The 17,264-nt window shown below is 65.7% G+C and carries 14 protein-coding genes; 10 read left to right on the plus strand and 4 right to left on the minus strand.

Features of this window, described 5'->3' with window-relative positions; all coding sequences use genetic code 11:
- Window positions 1–51 precede the first annotated feature (51 nt).
- Entirely contained in the window at window positions 52–2,478 is a 2,427-nt protein-coding gene (locus LU671_RS23975) for a TonB-dependent siderophore receptor (RefSeq protein WP_232857118.1), read from the plus strand.
- A gap of 7 nt (window positions 2,479–2,485) precedes the next feature.
- Here LU671_RS23975 and thpR read toward each other — a convergent pair whose 3' ends face one another.
- The gene (thpR, locus tag LU671_RS23980) at window positions 2,486–3,031 is read right to left on the minus strand and encodes an RNA 2',3'-cyclic phosphodiesterase (protein ID WP_232857119.1); all 546 of its coding nucleotides are present in this window, start codon (window positions 3,029–3,031) and stop codon (window positions 2,486–2,488) included.
- Between the two features lie 215 nt (window positions 3,032–3,246).
- Between thpR and lpxO the strand changes: the two genes are divergently transcribed.
- Window positions 3,247–4,146 carry a lipid A hydroxylase LpxO gene (gene lpxO / locus LU671_RS23985; protein WP_028691801.1) on the plus strand — a complete coding sequence of 300 codons (900 nt, stop codon included), beginning with the start codon at window positions 3,247–3,249 and terminating at the stop codon, window positions 4,144–4,146.
- A gap of 184 nt (window positions 4,147–4,330) precedes the next feature.
- Here the strand turns inward: lpxO and LU671_RS23990 are convergent, their stop codons facing one another.
- Window positions 4,331–4,627 (minus strand): DUF3077 domain-containing protein, encoded by a 297-nt coding sequence (locus tag LU671_RS23990; protein WP_203647204.1) that lies wholly within the window; start codon window positions 4,625–4,627, stop codon window positions 4,331–4,333.
- A 418-nt stretch (window positions 4,628–5,045) separates the two neighbouring features.
- Here LU671_RS23990 and LU671_RS23995 point away from each other — a divergent pair, with 418 nt between their 5' ends.
- The 8 genes from LU671_RS23995 (at window position 5,046) to LU671_RS24030 (ending at window position 14,994) form a co-directional block, all read left to right on the plus strand.
- Complete coding sequence (locus LU671_RS23995) at window positions 5,046–5,951, plus strand: AraC family transcriptional regulator (RefSeq protein WP_232857120.1); 906 nt, start codon at window positions 5,046–5,048, stop codon at window positions 5,949–5,951.
- 264 nt (window positions 5,952–6,215) lie between these two features.
- Window positions 6,216–7,526: an ABC transporter substrate-binding protein gene (locus LU671_RS24000; RefSeq protein ID WP_203647206.1), complete on the plus strand. Its 1,311-nt coding sequence runs from the start codon at window positions 6,216–6,218 to the stop codon at window positions 7,524–7,526.
- A gap of 70 nt (window positions 7,527–7,596) precedes the next feature.
- Window positions 7,597–8,520: a carbohydrate ABC transporter permease gene (locus tag LU671_RS24005; RefSeq protein WP_203647207.1), complete on the plus strand. Its 924-nt coding sequence runs from the start codon at window positions 7,597–7,599 to the stop codon at window positions 8,518–8,520.
- 10 nt (window positions 8,521–8,530) lie between these two features.
- Window positions 8,531–9,364, plus strand: coding sequence for a carbohydrate ABC transporter permease (locus LU671_RS24010; protein WP_011533227.1), 834 nt, complete (start codon window positions 8,531–8,533; stop codon window positions 9,362–9,364).
- Between the two features lie 180 nt (window positions 9,365–9,544).
- Window positions 9,545–10,657 carry an ABC transporter ATP-binding protein gene (locus LU671_RS24015; protein WP_232857122.1) on the plus strand — a complete coding sequence of 371 codons (1,113 nt, stop codon included), beginning with the start codon at window positions 9,545–9,547 and terminating at the stop codon, window positions 10,655–10,657.
- Between the two features lie 365 nt (window positions 10,658–11,022).
- Entirely contained in the window at window positions 11,023–12,498 is a 1,476-nt protein-coding gene (locus tag LU671_RS24020) for a mannitol dehydrogenase family protein (RefSeq protein ID WP_232857123.1), read from the plus strand.
- A gap of 16 nt (window positions 12,499–12,514) precedes the next feature.
- A complete protein-coding gene (xylB, locus tag LU671_RS24025; RefSeq protein WP_232857124.1) occupies window positions 12,515–14,005 on the plus strand; it encodes a xylulokinase in 1,491 nt (496 codons plus the stop codon).
- Between the two features lie 41 nt (window positions 14,006–14,046).
- The gene (locus LU671_RS24030; protein ID WP_232857125.1) at window positions 14,047–14,994 is read left to right on the plus strand and encodes a carbohydrate kinase family protein; all 948 of its coding nucleotides are present in this window, start codon (window positions 14,047–14,049) and stop codon (window positions 14,992–14,994) included.
- Window positions 14,995–15,058: 64 nt separating this feature from the next.
- Here LU671_RS24030 and LU671_RS24035 read toward each other — a convergent pair whose 3' ends face one another.
- Both LU671_RS24035 and LU671_RS24040 read right to left on the minus strand, forming a co-directional pair.
- Window positions 15,059–15,472: a hypothetical protein gene (locus LU671_RS24035; RefSeq protein WP_232857126.1), complete on the minus strand. Its 414-nt coding sequence runs from the start codon at window positions 15,470–15,472 to the stop codon at window positions 15,059–15,061.
- On the minus strand, window positions 15,473–17,251 hold the full coding sequence (locus LU671_RS24040) for an FAD-dependent oxidoreductase (RefSeq protein WP_232857127.1): 1,779 nt from the start codon (window positions 17,249–17,251) through the stop codon (window positions 15,473–15,475).
- Between the last annotated feature and the right edge of the window lie 13 nt (window positions 17,252–17,264).

A 17,264-nucleotide genomic window follows, 5' to 3' on the forward strand; every position in this document is an offset into this window, starting at 1 on the left:
ATTTCTCGGCCCACCTATCTCCTGACAACTCACAACATCCGGGAGATTTCCGTGCGCAACCCCTGGCCCATTGCCGCCGTCCTGACCAGCTTCAGCCTGTTCGCCCAGGCACAGACCCTGTCGTTCGACCTGCCCGCCGCGAGCCTGGCAACCACCCTCAACCGCATCGCCAGCCAGAGCGGCACCATCATCGCCCTGGAACCTGGGCTGGTACGCGGCAAGCAGGCCCCCGCGGTGGTCGGCCAGATGAGCGCCGAGCAAGCCATGCAGGCAGCGCTGGCCGGCAGTGGCCTGCAATTGCGCATCACCGGCAGCGGCCACTTCAGCGTGGCCCCCGCCAGCCAGGGCGGTGAGGCGCTGGAGCTGGGCAGCACCAGCATCACCGACAACTACCTGGACGCCACCAGCGAAGGCAGCGGCTCCTACGCGGCGCGGGCGGTGACCCTGGGCAAGGGCGTGCACACCCTCAAGGAGATCCCCCAGTCGGTGACGGTGATCACCCGCAAGCAGCTGTACGACCAGGGCATCACCGACCTGCAGGATGCGCTCAACCACACCACCGGCCTGGTCGGCGCCCAGGGCATCGGCCCTGGCGTGGTGGTGACCTCGCGAGGCTTCCAGATCGACGACTGGCAGTACGACGGCGTGCCGATCCCGCGCAACAACTACTCGCTGGGCAACTGGGCGACCCAGGACCTGGTGTTCTTCGACCGGGTTGAAATCCTGCGCGGCGCCTCCGGCCTGCTGCAAGGCACCGGCAGCCCGGGCGGGGCGATCAACCTGGTGCGCAAGCGTGGCCAGGCCGCACCGACCGTCACCGTCACCGGCAAGGCCGGTTCCTGGGACCACTATGGCCTGCAACTGGATGCCGGCGGCCCGCTGACCGCCGATGGCCGGGTACGCGGGCGGATGGTCGCCGACGAGGACCAGAGCGACAGCTTCATCGACTATGCCTGGAGCAAGTCGCACTCCCTGTACGGCGCGCTGGATATCGACCTGAACGACGACACCACCGTCGGCGCCGGCATCAGCTACAACCGCCAGCAGTCGCGGCCAATGCTGCGCGGTCTCCCCCGCTACGCCAACGGCAAGGCGATCGACCTGCCCCGCTCGACCTACACCGGCGCGCGCTGGAGCCGCGCGCAAACCGACGTCACCACCTACTACCTCGACCTCGAACACCGCTTCGACGATGACTGGACGTTCAAGGCCGCCGCCGTGCGCATGGACGAGACCAACACCTCCACCCACCAGCGCGTGCAGAGCACCCGCCAAGGCCTGGCGCCCGACGGCACCGGTATCACCTACGCCGACTGGATCACCGACTTTCACAACACCAAGCTGGGCCTGGACATGAACCTGGTCGGGCACTTCGACACCGGTGCCGTGGCCCACGAGGTGACCCTCGGCGGCAACTACTCCAAGCTGACCTCGGACGATGCCTACTGGCGGAACTTCGCCGCCGATGCCGATGACAGCATCTTCGACATCGATCACAACCGTCCGGAACCTAGCCGCGACGGCCTGCTCGCCTCCAGCAATGCGCGCGCCAACCGCGCCAGCTACGATATCCGCCAGAAGGGCCTGTATGGCGCCTGGCGCGTCAAGCCGGTCGAGGACCTGACGCTGATACTCGGCAGCCGGGTCAGCTGGTTCGACTACAGCTGGGATTCGATCGACTTCAACAGCCCGACCGACCCCGGCAACCGCTACCCCACCAGCCGCATGACCGAGACCGGACAAGTCACACCCTATGCCGGATTCGTCTACGACCTGACCCGCGAATGGGCCTGGTACGCAAGCTATACCGATGTCTTCGTTCCGCAGACCGAACGCGCCGTGGGCAACGCCGCGCTCAAACCGGTACTGGGCAGCAACTATGAAACCGGCCTGAAAGGCGAACTGCTCGATGGCCGCGTCAACGCCTCGCTGGCGGTGTTCCGCTACGACCAGAAAAACCGTGCCGTCACCGATGTCGCCTCGGGCTTCGCCTGCGACGACTGGTACTGCTCCAAGGCGGCGGGCAAGGTACGCAGCCAGGGGATTGAAGCCGAGATCAGCGGCGAAGTGCTCAGCGGCCTGCAACTGTTCGCCGGCTACACCTACAACACCACCAAGTTCCTCGACGATCCGGAAGAGGAAGGCCGCGTATTCAGCCAATGGACCCCCAAGCACATGCTGCGCGCCTGGGCCGACTACACCTTGCCCGTGGACGGCCAGCGCTGGAGCACCGGGCTGGGCTTCACCAGCCAGAGCCACACCCTGGGTTACGAGCGCACCTATGAGGTGCCCGGCTACACCGTGTGGAATGCCCGCCTGGCCTACCAGCTGACACCGGAGGTGAGTCTGGCGGTCAACGCCTACAACCTGTTCGACAAGAAGTACTGGGTGGCAGGCTTCAACCAGCTCAACGGCAGCAACAACTACGGCGAGCCGCGCAACCTGATGTTCTCGGTCAAGTACACGCCTGAGTTCTGATCGCCGCTCAGGCGCTCAACGGCCATTGCGCCAAGGGCCAGTAACGGCCCTTGCGCGACTCGTAGAGCGTGAAGTGCCGGGCGGCAAGGAAGAATTCCGGCGCCGTGCCGGCCTCTGGCGGCTGGCCGCGAAAGTCCCTGGCCAGGGTCAGGTGCGGGCGATACTCACGGCTTGCCGCCTCCACGCCCAGGGGCAACAGCGCCTGCTGCAGGCCGTACACCAGTTGCAGCAGCGCCGCAGGCGCCTGCTGCGCCTCCAGCACCAGCGCAGCGGCCCGCGGCCAGACCTGCAGACGGTCGAGCAGCAAGCGTGGCGGTGCGACCGGCCGCCTGAGCTGATCGACCGCCGCGCAGATCGCCGGCACCTGCTCGGCGTCCACGTCACCGAGGAACAACAAGGTGACGTGGAAATTCTCCGCCGGCACCGGTTTGCCGCTGCGCAGGTTCAGCCCTCGACGCCACTGCGCCAGGGCACGGCATTGTTGGTCGCTGACCGGCAAGGCGAAGAACAGCCGTTTGAACGGCGCGCCGCTGGGGCGCGGATCCTGGACCATGTGAATCTCCCTGACAGCGGTTCAAGCCATCGAGTGTAGTGCTTTACCCAGTCGTAACGGCGACGCAAGCTGTTGAATCGTTTGCGCAACCTGTCAGCCATTGCACCTAAGTCGGCCAGACAAGACGTAACAATAAGTACAAACCCGCGCCACGATTGTTTATGCTGGCGGGCTTACGCCATGGCGCATGGCCATTTTTCGACAAGTAAACGTCCATGAAAATTGCACTCGTACTGATCTTCGTCCTCTCGATCGCCTATGTTCACCTGCGCGGTCGGGTTCGTCACAAGCTGACCCGCCAGCTGGGCGATCACTCCAGCTTCCTGGCCCCGGTCAACGCCTTCCTGTACCTGTTCTCCAAGCATCCGGCCAAGCCGTACCTGCCGGTCAGCGCCTTCCCCGAGCTGCAGGTGCTGCAGGACCACTGGCAGGAGATCCGCAAGGAAGGCCAGCAGCTGTTGCAGGCCGGCGAGATCAAGAAGTCCGACAACTACGACGACGTCGGTTTCAACTCGTTCTTCAAGACCGGCTGGAAGCGCTTCTACCTGAAATGGTACGGCGAGAGCCACCCGTCGGCGATGACCCTGTGCCCGCGCACCACCGAACTGCTCGCCGGCATCGGCACGGTCAAGGCGGCGATGTTCGCCACCCTGCCGCCAGGCGCCAAGCTGGTGCGCCACCGTGACCCGTACGCCGGCTCCTACCGCTACCACCTGGGCCTGGACACGCCCAACGACGATGGCTGCTACATCGACGTGGACGGTGAAAAGTACTCCTGGCGTGACGGCGAGGGCGTGGTGTTCGACGAGACCTACATCCACTACGCCGCCAACACCACCGAGCACAACCGCATCATCCTGTTCTGCGACGTTGAGCGCCCGCTCAAGTACCGCTGGGCCGCGGCGTTCAACCGCTGGTTCAGCCGCAACGTCATGGCCGCCGCCGCCGCGCCCAACGATGCCAGCGACAAGACCGGCGGCATCAACCGCCTGTTCACGCGCATCTACAAGATCCGCGAGCGCGGCAAGGCGATGAAGAAGCGCAACCGCACCCGCTACTACCTGGAGAAGTGGGCGGTGGTCGCGGCGCTGGTGCTGGTGTTCATCTACATCTGACGCCGGAGCAAACCCGCTCCCGCAACGTGCGAGCGGGTTTGCCGTGCCCCGGATACTCTGGCCCCATGAGCAACTGAATATGGCTTGCTGTGCTGCCATCCTCGGCCATGCTGCCTGACGAAATCAGCGACAAAAAAGCCGCTCTCGATTGCTCGAAAGCGGCCCTTGCCTTGGTGCCGACAGTTCAGCTGTCGCCTTGCTCTCGCTTCACCGGCAACTGCCCATCGATCATCGCCTTGGCCATGCCGCTGAGGTAGTACGTCGCCCGCATCAGCGTCTGTGCGTCTTTCGGCTGGCTCAACGCCTGGTAGGTCAGCCCGGTGATGCAGCCCAGGATGATCGTTGTTTCCTGCAGCACGTCCTCGGTCGGCAACCCCGGGATCGCCTGTACCCAGTCACGCACCGAGTAGCGCTTGGTGCGGCCTGCCAGGCTGACGATCTTCAGATCTGCGGTGCCCTTTGCGTGTTCGTCCTTGTCCATGACCTTGCCCCCTGGAAAAAGAAAGAGCCCGTCGCGGTTCATCCCTCGGAGCCGCCAGACCAAACCGCGCGATCCCTGCGCGGTAAGCTGCCCAGTGGCCCGGTCAACCCCGGTGGGTGAAGCGCGACGAGCAGGCCGAGACTAAAGCGAGCGCCAATCCACTACAACGGGCTACCGAGGGGAAAAGGTGCCTTTAGGAAAAGGACTACACAATCAACGGAAGAAATGCTGTAGGACCTGCAATATTCTCTGCAGATGTTGTCGGCTAAGGCCCATCGCGGGGCAAGTCGCATAGACGCATCACCTCTCCCACAAGGGCCACGTTGGCCGGCATCGCGTGGAACCCGCTTCAAGCATCTGCCCTGCTCCAGCACTTCAGGCTACGATGACACCTCGCCCTCCAGGCCCAGCCACCGCCATGCCCAGACCGAGCAAAGTCACCGATCCGTCCTACGAGCTGATGGACGACCACGAAGGCGCCTCGCTGATCTACCGCCAGCACGGCTTCCCCAGCCCGCTGGTGCGCTGGCACTTTCACAAGGAATACGAACTGCACCTGATCGTCGCCAGCGCCGGCAAGGTGTTCATCGGCGACTACATCGGCAACTTCGCCCCCGACACGCTGTTTCTCACCGGCCCCAACCTGCCGCACAACTGGATCAGCCAGGTCGGCCCCGACGAAGTGGTGGGCAAGCGCGACATGCTGGTCAACTTCACCGACGAGGTGCTCGAGGACGGCGGCCAGGTGTTCTCCGAGCTCACCCAGCTTGCCCCGCTGCTGGCCCGGGCGCGCTATGGCATCGAGTTCCGCGACCCGGCGCTGATCCAGGAGAGTCGCCAGCTGCTGCAACGCATCGCCGACAGCCGCGGCATGACCCGCCTGGGATACTTTTTTATCCTCATGGAGCAGTTGGCCGCCTGTGACGACTACCAGCTGCTGTCCACCGTCACCTCCTCGCAGCTGGCCGACGAGCACAATGTCGAGCGCATCAACCGGGCGGTGGACTACATCTTCCAGCACTACGCCCAGGACCTGAGCCAGAACGCGGTGGCCGAGCACCTGGGGATGACGCCGACGTACTTCTCGCGGTTCTTCAAGCAGGCCGCCGGGCGCGGCTTTGTCGAGTTCGTCAACCGGCTGCGGGTGAGCAAGTCGTGCGAGCTGCTGGCCAAGGGCGAGCTGCCGGTGACCGAGGTGTGCTTCGAGTCGGGGTTCAGCAACCTGTCGAACTTCAACCGGCGGTTTTTGCAGCTCAAGGGCATGACACCCTCCGATTACCGCAGCCTGGTGACCCAGCGGCTGACCGAGCAGAACCGGGGCTGAACGCCGTGCGCAACCTCCTGTAGGAGCGGCCTTGTGCCGCGAAAGGGGCGCGTAGCGGCCCCGGCGATTGATGCGTCAAGGCTGAAATCCTGGGGCCGCTGCGCGGCCCTTTCGCGGCACAAGGCCGCTCCTACAGGGGGCGCGCGCACAGCAAAAAAGTATCAGTCCTGGTGCAGGCCAGGCTTTGTCGGCATCGCCGTACGCGGGTGTAATCGGCAGCGAGCGACACAAAAACAATAACGTCATCCCCGAGGGAGTTCACCGATGAACGACTCGATCAAGGCCTGCCTGGCCGCCGCCTGCCTCAGCCTGCCGCTGCACGTCCAGGCCGCCGAGACCCTGACCATCGCCACGGTCAACAACAACGACATGATCCGCATGCAGCGCCTGGCCAAGGTGTTCGAGCAGCAGCACCCGGACATCCAGCTCAAGTGGGTGGTGCTCGAAGAGAACGTGCTGCGTCAGCGCCTGACCACCGATATCGCCACCCAGGGCGGCCAGTTCGACGTGCTGACCATCGGCATGTACGAAGCCGCGCTGTGGGGCGTCAAGGGCTGGCTGGCACCAATGACCGACCTGCCCGCCGACTACAACCTCGAGGATGTATTCCCCTCGGTGCGCAACGGCCTGTCGGCCAACGGCACGCTGTACGCCCTGCCCTTCTACGCCGAAGCCTCGATCACCTACTACCGCAAGGACCTGTTCGAAAAAGCCGGGCTGAGCATGCCCGAGCAACCCACCTGGACCCAGCTCGGCGAGTTCGCCGCCAAGCTCAACCACCCCGACCAGGGCCAGTACGGCATCTGCCTGCGCGGCAAGGCCGGTTGGGGCGAAAACATGGCACTGATCGGCACCGTGGCCAACGCCTTCGGCGCGCGCTGGTTCAATGAGCAATGGCAGCCCGAGTTCAGCGGCAGCGAGTGGAAGAACGCGCTGAATTTCTATGTGAACACCCTCAAGCAATACGGCCCGCCCGGCGCCTCCAGCAACGGCTTCAACGAAAACCTCGCGCTGTTCAACAGCGGCAAGTGCGCGATGTGGGTCGATGCCAGCGTCGCCGGCTCGTTCGTCACCGACAAGACCCAGAGCAAGGTCGCCGACCAGGTCGGCTTCACCTTCGCGCCCAAGGAAGTCACCGACAAGGGCGCCACCTGGCTGTATTCCTGGGCGCTGGCGATCCCCACCAGCTCCAAGGCCAAGGACGCCGCCAGGACCTTCGCCACCTGGGCCACCTCCGAGGCCTACGGCAAGCTGGTGGCCGAGCAGGAAGGCGTGGCCAACGTGCCACCGGGCACCCGCGCCTCGACCTACAGCGACGCGTACCTGGCCGCCGCGCCGTTCGCCAAGGTCACGCTGGAATCGCTCAAGCGCGTCGACCCCAACCACCCCACCCTCAAGCCCGTGCCTTACGTGGGCATCCAGCTGGTGACCATCCCCGAGTTCCAGGCCATCGGCACCCAGGTCGGCAAGCTGTTCGCCGCCGCGCTCACCGGGCAGATGAAAGTGGACCAGGTGCTGGCCTCGGCCCAGCAGTCCACCGAACGCGAGATGAAACGCGCCGGTTACCCCAAGTAGCTCGCACCGCCGTAGACCGCGCCAGCCTGCGGCGCGGTGACCGCCCCTTTCCGAAGCACACGGAGTCGCCATGAATACCTCGGCCCTCGACACCCCGAGCCTCGCCACCGCGCGCCCCGGCAAACGCCGCGTCGGCCCCGGCTGGTTCCTGGTCAGCCCTTCGGTGGCGCTGCTGCTGTTGTGGATGATCGTGCCCCTGGGCATGACCCTGTATTTCTCGCTGATCCGCTACAACCTGCTGTACCCGGGCGAAAACCAGTTCGTGGGCCTTGAGAACTTCGCCTTCTTCGTCACCGACGCCGGCTTCATGCCCGGCGCCCTCAACACCCTGACCCTGGTCGGCAGCGTGCTGGCGATCAGCGTGGTGCTCGGCGTGCTGATCGCCGCGCTGCTGGAGGCCGGCGAGTTCTGGGGCCGCGGCGTGGTGCGGGTGCTGCTGATCTCGCCGTTCTTCATCATGCCCACGGTCAGCGCGCTGCTGTGGAAGAACCTGATCTTCCACCCGGTGTCGGGCATCCTCGCCGCCGTGTGGCGCCTGTTCGGCGCGCAACCGGTGGACTGGCTGGCGCACTACCCGCTGCTGTCGATCATCCTGATCGTGTCGTGGCAGTGGCTGCCGTTCGCCATCCTGATTCTGATGACCGCCATGCAGTCGCTGGACCAGGAACAGAAGGAAGCTGCGCGCCTGGATGGCGCAGGCCCCTTGGCGATCTTCTGGCACCTGACCCTGCCGCACCTGGCGCGGCCGATCGCCGTGGTGGTGATGATCGAGACCATCTTCCTGCTGTCGGTGTTCGCCGAGATCTTCACCACCACCAGCGGCGGCCCCGGATACGCGTCCACCAACCTCGCCTACCTGATCTACAACCAGGCGCTGCTGCAGTTCGACGTCGGCATGGCCTCGGCCGGTGGCCTGATCGCCGTGCTGATCGCCAATATCGCCGCCATCGTGCTAGTTCGCATGATCGGCAAGAACCTCACCGCGCGCAGCTGAGGAGCCCGCCATGCTGACACTCAAGCAAACCCGCACCCTGAAGAACGCGCTGCTCGGCCTGCTGTGCTGGGCCATCGCCCTGGTGATCTTCTTCCCGATCTTCTGGATGTTGCTGACCAGCTTCAAGACCGAGCTGGACGCCTTCGCCACGCCGCCGCAGTTCATCTTTGCGCCGACGCTGGAGAACTACCTGCACATCAACGAGCGCAGCGACTACTTCGCCTACGCCTGGAACTCGGTGCTGATTTCGTTCTCCGCCACCTTGCTATGCATGCTGATCGCGGTGCCTGCGGCCTACTCGATGGCCTTCTTCGAGACCCGCCACACCAAGCGCACGCTGCTGTGGATGCTGTCGACCAAGATGCTGCCGCCGGTGGGCGTGTTGATGCCGATCTATCTGCTGGCCAAGCAGTTCGGCCTGCTGGATTCGCGCCTGGCGCTGATCATCGTCTACACCCTGATCAACCTGCCGATCGTGGTGTGGATGGTGTACACCTACTTCAAGGACATCCCCGTGGACATCCTCGAGGCCGCGCGGCTGGATGGCGCCGGCACCTGGCAGGAGATCGTCCGCGTGCTGCTGCCGATTGCCCGCGGCGGGCTGGCTTCGACCTTGCTGCTGTCGCTGATTTTGTGCTGGAACGAGGCGTTCTGGTCGCTGAACCTGACCTCGTCCGCCGCCGCGCCGTTGACGGCGCTGGTGGCTTCCTATTCGAGCCCTGAAGGGCTGTTCTGGGCCAAGCTCTCGGCCGTCTCGACCCTGGCCTGCGCGCCGATCCTGATCTTTGGCTGGATCAGCCAGAAGCAGTTGGTGCGCGGGCTTTCGTTTGGGGCTGTCAAATGATCCCGCTATCTGGGGCTGCTTTGCAGCCCTTTCGCGGCACAAGGCCGCTCCTACAACAGGGGCGCGCGATCTCCTGTAGGAGCGGCCTTGCGCCGCGAAAGGACCGCGAAGCGGTCCCAGCATCAGCAGCCTTCATACATGCCCAAAGGCCTTACCCCACTCCCCTGAAGGACACCCCCCATGGCTGACCTGAAAATCCGCAACCTGCACAAAGGCTTCGATGGCCACGCCATCATCAAGGGCATTGACCTGGACGTGCGCGACCGCGAGTTCGTGGTGTTCGTCGGCCCGTCCGGCTGCGGCAAGTCCACCCTGCTGCGCCTGATCGCCGGTCTCGAGGAGGTCAGCAGCGGCAGCATCACCCTCGACGGCGCCGACATCACCGACACCGCCCCGGCCAAGCGCGACCTGGCCATGGTGTTCCAGACCTACGCCCTGTATCCGCACATGACCGTGCGCAAGAACCTGTCCTTCGCCCTGGACCTGGCCGGCGTCGGCAAGCAGGAAGTCAGCGCCAAGGTCGACAACGCCGCGCGCATCCTCGAACTGCAACCGCTGCTCGAACGCAAGCCCCGCCAGCTTTCCGGCGGCCAGCGCCAGCGGGTGGCGATCGGCCGGGCGATCGTGCGCAACCCGAAGATCTTCCTGTTCGACGAGCCACTGTCCAACCTCGACGCCGCCCTGCGCGTGCAGATGCGCCTGGAACTGGCGCGGCTGCATCAGGAGCTGGCCGCGACCATGATCTACGTGACCCATGACCAGGTCGAGGCGATGACCCTGGCCGACAAGGTGGTGGTGCTCAACGGCGGGCGCATCGAGCAGGTCGGCTCGCCGCTGGAGCTGTACCACCATCCGGCCAATCTGTTTGTCGCGGGGTTTCTGGGGACACCGAAGATGGGCTTTTTGCGTGGGCACCTGAGTCGCAACCAGGGTAATCAGTGCGAGGTGGCGCTGGAGTGCGGCGCTCGCATCGCCTTGCCGCTGTGCGCGGGGGAGTTGCATACCGGCAGCCAGGTGACGCTGGGGATTCGCCCCGAGCATCTGAACATTGATCGCGCCGGGCAAGGTACCCAGGGCTCGTTGCAGGTGACTGCCGATGTCAGCGAACGACTGGGCAGCGACAGTTATTGCCATGTGCGCGCGGCCTCCGGGGAGATGCTTACCGTGCGGGTGCGCGGGGACTTTGCGCCGGGGTTTGGTGAGGGGTTGGAACTGAGCTTCGATCCGGGCCATTGCCATCTGTTTGATAGCAATGGGCAGGCGATCGACAAGCGATTGCGGCAGGTGGCCTGAGGTGTTCGCCGAGAGGGTTGTGGCGCCTATGAGATCGAGCGCCGCCCGCGCGGCGCATCGCGGCACAAGGCCGCTCCTACATCTGTTTCGGGCCAGTGAGTCCTGTAAGGGTACCTCTGCCCGCCTTGGCGCATGCCTTGAGACAGGTGGAGCGGCAGTGGTGCCCACGCTGAAAGCGCGTCGAGCCAACAAGGCGGACCAGGCAATGGCGCAGGATTGACTGGCCCGAAACAGATGTAGGAGCGGCCTTGTGCCGCGATGCGCCGCGCGGGCGGCGCTCGATCTCAAGAACGCCACAAGGCTCCCGCCAGGCACATCGCCGCCATCACGCGATCCACACATGACCTCCAAAGGGATGCTCCAGGATGAAATTGAACCACCCCAACCTCACCCAATTGCCCCCCTCCGTCGCCCGCCCCAGCTACGACCCAACCCAACTACGCCAGGGCATCGCCCACATCGGCGTCGGCGGCTTCCACCGCGCCCACCAGGCCGCCTACACCGACGCCCTGATGAACTGCGGCGAAGGCCTCGACTGGGCCATCTGCGGCGTCGGCTTGCGCGGCGAAGACCGCGCCATGCGCGACGCCCTGGCCGGCCAGGACCACCTCTACACCCTGTTCGAACTCGGCGACCAGCCCGACACCAAGGTACGCGCAATCGCCGCCATCAACGGCATGCTGCTGGCCGAGGACGGCGCCGAACCGCTGCTCGCCAAACTGGCCGAACCCGGCATCCGCATCGTCTCGCTGACCATCACCGAAGGCGGCTACTGCATCGACGACAGCACCGGCGAGTTCCGCGCCGACCTGCCGCAGATCCAGCATGACCTGGCCAACCCACAAACCCCGCAAAGCGTCTTCGGCTACCTCTGCGAAGCCCTGCGCCGCCGCCGCGAAGCCGGCACCGGCCCGTTCACCGTGATGTCCTGTGACAACCTCCCGCACAACGGCGACGTCGCCCGCAAGGCCCTGCTGGCCTTCGCCCAGCGGCTCGATCCCGACCTGGCCCAGTGGATAGCCGCCCACGTCAGCTTCCCCAACGCCATGGTCGACCGTATCACCCCGATGACCAGCCCCGCCCACCGCCAGCAACTGCGTGAGCGCCACGGCGTCGACGATGCCTGGCCGGTGGTGTGCGAGCCGTTTTTGCAATGGGTGGTGGAAGACAACTTCGTCGCCGGCCGCCCGGCCTGGGAAAAGGTCGGCGTGCAGTTCACCCGCGACGTCACGCCCTATGAAGAAATGAAAATCAAGCTGCTCAACGGCAGCCACCTGGCCCTCACCTACCTGGGCTTCCTGCAGGGTTACCGCTTCGTCCACGAAACCCTCGCCGACCCGCTGCTGCGCCGCTACATGCACGCCTTCATGGACCAGGACGTAACCCCGCAACTGGCCCCGGTGCCCGGCATTGATCTTGAGCGCTACAAGCAAAGCCTCGGCGAACGCTTCGCCAACCGCGCCATCGCCGACCAGCTGGAGCGCGTGTGCTCCGACGGCTCGTCGAAGTTCCCCAAGTTCATCGTGCCCACCGCCAACCGCCTGATCGCCGACGGCAAGCCGCTGGAGCGCGTGGCCCTGGTGGTGGCCGCCTGGGCCCTGTACCTGCGCGGCGAAGACGAGCACGGCACCCGCTACAGCATCCCCGACCCCCGCGCCGCCGACTGCCAGGCCCGGGTGGTGCAGCGCGACGGCCTGGCCGCCCGGGTACTGGGCGACGAGGCGATCTTCGGTAGCGCCATCCCTGCGTCCAAGGCTTTTGTCAGCGCCTTCGAGCGTCTGTACGACAGCTTGCGCGAAATCGGCGTGAATGAAACCCTGCGCCAGGTCCTCGGCGACTGACACGGAGTGTTTCGAAATGGACGGATTGTTCCTCGGAATCGACTGCGGCACCCAGGGCACCAAGGCCCTGGTGCTGGACGCCGGCAGCGGCCAGGTGCTCGGCCTGGGCAGCGCCGCCCATGCGCCGCCCCAAGGCCGCGATGGCAGGCGCGAGCAGGCCCCCGCCGACTGGCTGGAGGCCCTGCGTGCGGCGGTGTCCGCTGCCTTGCGAGAAGCCCGTGTGGATGGCCAGGCGATCCGCGCACTGGCGGTGTCCGGCCAGCAGCACGGCCTGGTGATGCTCGACGCCCAGGGCCAGGTGCTGCGCCCGGCCAAGCTCTGGTGCGACACCGAGAGCGCGCCCGAGAACCAGACACTGCTCGATGCCCTCGGCGGCGCCCAAGGCTCGCTCGAACGCCTCGGGTTGGTGATCGCGCCGGGCTATACCCTGTCCAAATTACTGTGGACCAAGCGCCAACACCCCGAGCTGTTCGCCCGCCTCGCCCATGTCCTGCTGCCCCACGACTACCTGAATTACTGGCTGACCGGTCGTGCCTGCACGGAGCCCGGCGACGCCTCCGGCACCGGCTACTACGATGTGCGCCGACGGACCTGGGCGCCCGATGTCCTTCAGCACATCGAGCCGGGCGAGCGTCTTTTGGCGGCGCTGCCTGAGTTGGTCGAATCCGGCGATTGCATCGGCACCCTGCGCGAACAGATCGCCACTGCACTCGGCCTGAGCCCACAGACCTGGGTGGCCACGGGCGGCGGCGACAACATGCTCGGCGCCATCGGCACCGGCAATATCGCCCCCGGCATGATCACCCTGAGCCTCGGCACCTCCGGCACCCTGGCCGCCTACGCCGACCAGCCCCACGTCAGCGCCCAGGGCGAAGTCGCGACCTTCTGCGCCTCCAGCGGCGGCTGGCTGCCGTTGATCTGCACCATGAACCTCACCAGCGCCTGCGCCCTGGTGCGCGACCTGCTGGAGCTCGACCTCGACCGTTTCACCGCCCTCGCCACCCAAGCCCCGATCGGCGCCGACGGCCTGCTGATGCTGCCCTTCTTCAACGGCGAGCGCGTGCCCGCCTTGCCCGAAGCAACGGCCAGCCTGCACGGCATGACCAGCGCCAACCTGACCCGCGCCAACCTCTGCCGCGCCGTGCTCGAAGGCACCTGCTTCAGCCTGCGTTACGGCCTCGACCTGCTACGTACCAGCGGCCTGCAAGACAGCGAAATCCGCCTGGTCGGCGGCGCGGCGAAAAGCCCGCTGTGGCGCCAGACACTGGCCGACCTGCTCGGCCTGCCGGTGGTATGCCCCCAACAGACCGAAGCCGCCGCCCTGGGCGCCGCGATCCAGGCCGCCTGGAGCCTCGGTCGCCAACTGGGCCAGGGCGACAGCCTCGAAACCCTGTGCAAACGCTGCGTCGCCCTCGACGAAAGCACCCGAACCCTGCCCCGCCCGGCGCAACAGGCCGAGTACGAGGCCGCCTATCAACGCTATCGGGAGCAACTGCCTGCACGCTGAGTGCGGGTATCCTTCCCTAATCTTTCGTTCTGGAGAACTGCATGTACCTGGTGTGTGGCGAGGCCCTGTTCGATGTCTTCAGCGTGGAAAACAGCAGCCGCAGCAGCGAGCTGGGGTTTACCGCGATTGCCGGCGGATCGCCGTTCAACGTGGCCGTCGGCCTGCGCCGGTTGGGCGTGGCGTCGGCGTTGTTTGGCGGGTTGTCCAGCGACTACCTCGGTGCCCGGCTACGCCGGGTGCTGGACGAGGAACGGGTGGACTGCCGCTACGTGGTGACCAGCGATGCGCCGACCACCCTGGCCATGGTCGGGCTGGATGCCAATGGCTCGGCGCAGTATCAGTTTCGCGGTGAAGGCTGTGCGGACCGGCAGGTGACCCTGGCGCATCTGCCGGAGCTGGATGAGCGTGTGCGGGGGTTGCATGTGGGCTCCTACACCCTGGTGGTGAAGCCCGTGGCCGATACCCTGATGACGCTGGTAGAGCGCGAGCGGGACCGGCGGCTGATCAGCCTGGATCCGAATGTGCGGCTTGATCCGCAGCCGGATGTAGCGCTGTGGCGGCGGCAGGTGGAGGCTTTTGCCGGCCATGCGCATGTGATCAAGGCCAGTGAGGAAGACATCGCCTTGCTCTATCCGGGGCGGGAGACTCGTGATGTGGCGCGAGGCTGGCTTAACGAACGCTGCCGGTTGGTTTTTGTCACTCACGGTGCTGACGGTGCCAGTGTGCATTGCGCACAGGGTTCATGGCAGCGCCCGGCGGATACCTCATTGCCGGTACACGACACCGTTGGCGCCGGTGACACCTTCCAAGCCGCCGTGCTCGCCCACCTGGCTCGCCTCGGTGCAGACAGCCCGGCCGGTGTGGCGAAGCTCCCCCATGACACCATTGATGCAATCCTCGCCTACGCGATCCATGCCGCCGCGATCACCTGCTCACGGGCAGGCCCGGATCTGCCTTTCGAACGCGAACTGCCGCCCATGCGCTCATGATGCCAGCAGCCTGGGCTGGCCCCGCGATGAGGCACGCCCAGGCTGTCCATGAGCGCCAGCGCTCTCAGTTGTTCGGTGCGCCACTGGCGATCCAGGCCTGCACGGCCTGGATCAGCTGGGTGTCGGCTTGCGCCTGGCCGAAAGGCATCGCCACACCCTTGCCCCCCACCGACAACTGGTCGCCTGTGAGTTTGTGCAGCAGATAGCTGGCCTGCGGATCGCCGGGCACGACACGCTTGAGCGTGCTTTGTACCGAAGCGATGCCCACCAGCTGCCGATAGGCGCTACCGCGCTGCAACACCAGATCTTCCGGGGCCGAACCCTGCAGATGGCAAGACACGCAATAGGTGTCGAGCATGGGCTGGATAGTCTTCCTGAAACTCGGCACCTCGTCGGCCAGCACCGGCGAGGCAGACGTCACCAGTGCACACAGCCATGCCACGCGCCAACGCCGCGCGCAAACGCCGATGCCGTCCATTCATGCCTCCCTGATCGGTTCGCGGGCCGCGTGGTCGCCGGCCAGGCGACCGAACGTCATGGCCGTGCCAAGGGTCGCCCCCGCCGCCCAGTAGGTATCGTGGGCGGGGCTGGCGATGCAGTTGCCGGCACCATACAGGCCAGGGATGGGCTGGTCATCGTAGCCGAGCACACGGCCATGGCTGTCGATCACCGGACCGCCATTGGTATCCAGCGTCACCGGGCACATGATGATCGCGTAGTACGGCCCCTTGCCCGCCAGCGGAAACATGGTGAAGTTTTCCTTTTCGTTGGCCGGGTGGCGCGGGTCCTTGCGCGGGGGGCTGGGGTAGAAATACATGTAGTCGCGGTCGTAGGCGAACTTGCCGCGCTGGTGGTCCTCGTCGCTGCCGCTCTCGGCGAAGCGGTTGAAACGCGCCAAGGTCTCCTTCATCTGCGTGGCGAAGCCCGGGTCCAGGCGCAAGCCACCAGTGTGACTGGCCAGCGAGGCCAGGCGTTCATCGAGGGCCTTGGCCAGCTCGGCGAAAGTCTCGCCGCGCAGCACATAACGCTCGGTGGTACCCGGCGCCGGAATGGGGGGATGACCGGCAAACAGGTCGGCCGTGCGCTGGTCGTAGACCATGAACATCAGCAGGTTGGGATAACTGGCGGTGCTTGGGTCCCAGGTGAAATGAACCTTCGAGCGGTCATGGTAGTTGCGCTTCTCGTTGACCACGCGACGCCCGTAGCGGTTGACCAGGATCATGCTGTCGCCTGGCGGTACCCAGATTTCCCGAGGTACGCTGGGGAAGGCGATGGCTTCCTCGAGCAGGGTCTGGGCACGCCAGGCGCCACCCATGTTGCCCAGCTGTGCACCGATGGCACCGCCGATGCGGATGAAATCGCCCGTGCAGGTGGGGATGCCGCAGCCACCGAACACCGGGTTGACCTGATACTGGGCGCGCAACTGGCGGTTGGCGGTATAGCCGCCCGTACCGAAGACGACCCCTCGGCGCGCACGCAGCAGCACCTGGCGTGGCTCGTCGTTGTCGTCCAGGGTGGACACCTGCAGGCCAATGACTTCGCCACGGGCGTTGGTCAGCAGGCGTTCGGCGCTGCTGGCCAGGCGCACCGGGATTGCGCGGCTGTCGAGCGCGCCACGCAGTTGGCGCATGAGCTCCGCTCCCAGGCCGAGACTGTTGTCCGGCTGCTTCGGCCCCAGCGCCCGGCCGCGCAGGCCAACCGAGCCGGCGATGACGTCACCGTAGTCGGGCTGGTCAGGCACATCGTCCGGGAAGATCGAGTAACGCATCGACTGCAGCGCATTCATCTGCGCGAGCTTGTCGATGGTCGGCGACGCTTCGCGATAGAAGGTGCGCATCAGCTCATACGTGGCTTGCGGGATGCCCAGGGTGGGATGATCCGGGTTGAACAGCTGGGGGTAGCTGTAGCGGGCCATGTAGGCCAGGCAGGCGGCCTCGCTGTCCGCAAGTCCCTTGGCCTTCATGTGGAAGTTGTCGGGAATCCAGTAGGCGCCGCCCGACTTGGCCGAGGTGCCACCGAAGAACGGAGCTTTCTCCAGCACCACGACCTTGGCACCGGCCTCATGGGCAAACAGTGCGGCGCTGACACCGGCGGCACCACTGCCGACGACGATGACATCGAACTCCTCGTGCCACTGCGGGGATTGTGGCGTGGCCGCCCGGGCGCTGGCGGCCATGCCCAGGGAGGAGACGGCGGCACCGGCGGCGCTGGCCTTGAGCAGCGAGCGCCGGGAAATACGCGAAGCATTCTTGGACATGCGGGTTGTTCCT

Origin of the sequence: Pseudomonas sp. NMI760_13 (assembly GCF_021283245.1) — a bacterium.
GTDB lineage: Bacteria > Pseudomonadota > Gammaproteobacteria > Pseudomonadales > Pseudomonadaceae > Aquipseudomonas > Aquipseudomonas peradeniyensis.

What these genes read in the sequence shown, in the direction of transcription:
- LU671_RS23995 (WP_232857120.1), top strand. Translation starts at nt 5,046, where the DNA reads ATGCCCAGACCGAGCAAAGTCACCGATCCGTCCTACGAGCTGATGGAC.
- lpxO (WP_028691801.1), top strand. Translation starts at nt 3,247, where the DNA reads ATGAAAATTGCACTCGTACTGATCTTCGTCCTCTCGATCGCCTATGTT.
- LU671_RS24030 (WP_232857125.1), top strand. Translation starts at nt 14,047, where the DNA reads ATGTACCTGGTGTGTGGCGAGGCCCTGTTCGATGTCTTCAGCGTGGAA.
- LU671_RS24040 (WP_232857127.1), bottom strand. Translation starts at nt 17,251, where the DNA reads ATGTCCAAGAATGCTTCGCGTATTTCCCGGCGCTCGCTGCTCAAGGCC.
- xylB (WP_232857124.1), top strand. Translation starts at nt 12,515, where the DNA reads ATGGACGGATTGTTCCTCGGAATCGACTGCGGCACCCAGGGCACCAAG.
- LU671_RS24015 (WP_232857122.1), top strand. Translation starts at nt 9,545, where the DNA reads ATGGCTGACCTGAAAATCCGCAACCTGCACAAAGGCTTCGATGGCCAC.
- LU671_RS24000 (WP_203647206.1), top strand. Translation starts at nt 6,216, where the DNA reads ATGAACGACTCGATCAAGGCCTGCCTGGCCGCCGCCTGCCTCAGCCTG.
- LU671_RS24005 (WP_203647207.1), top strand. Translation starts at nt 7,597, where the DNA reads ATGAATACCTCGGCCCTCGACACCCCGAGCCTCGCCACCGCGCGCCCC.
- thpR (WP_232857119.1), bottom strand. Translation starts at nt 3,031, where the DNA reads ATGGTCCAGGATCCGCGCCCCAGCGGCGCGCCGTTCAAACGGCTGTTC.
- LU671_RS24020 (WP_232857123.1), top strand. Translation starts at nt 11,023, where the DNA reads ATGAAATTGAACCACCCCAACCTCACCCAATTGCCCCCCTCCGTCGCC.
- LU671_RS24010 (WP_011533227.1), top strand. Translation starts at nt 8,531, where the DNA reads ATGCTGACACTCAAGCAAACCCGCACCCTGAAGAACGCGCTGCTCGGC.
- LU671_RS23990 (WP_203647204.1), bottom strand. Translation starts at nt 4,627, where the DNA reads ATGGACAAGGACGAACACGCAAAGGGCACCGCAGATCTGAAGATCGTC.
- LU671_RS24035 (WP_232857126.1), bottom strand. Translation starts at nt 15,472, where the DNA reads ATGGACGGCATCGGCGTTTGCGCGCGGCGTTGGCGCGTGGCATGGCTG.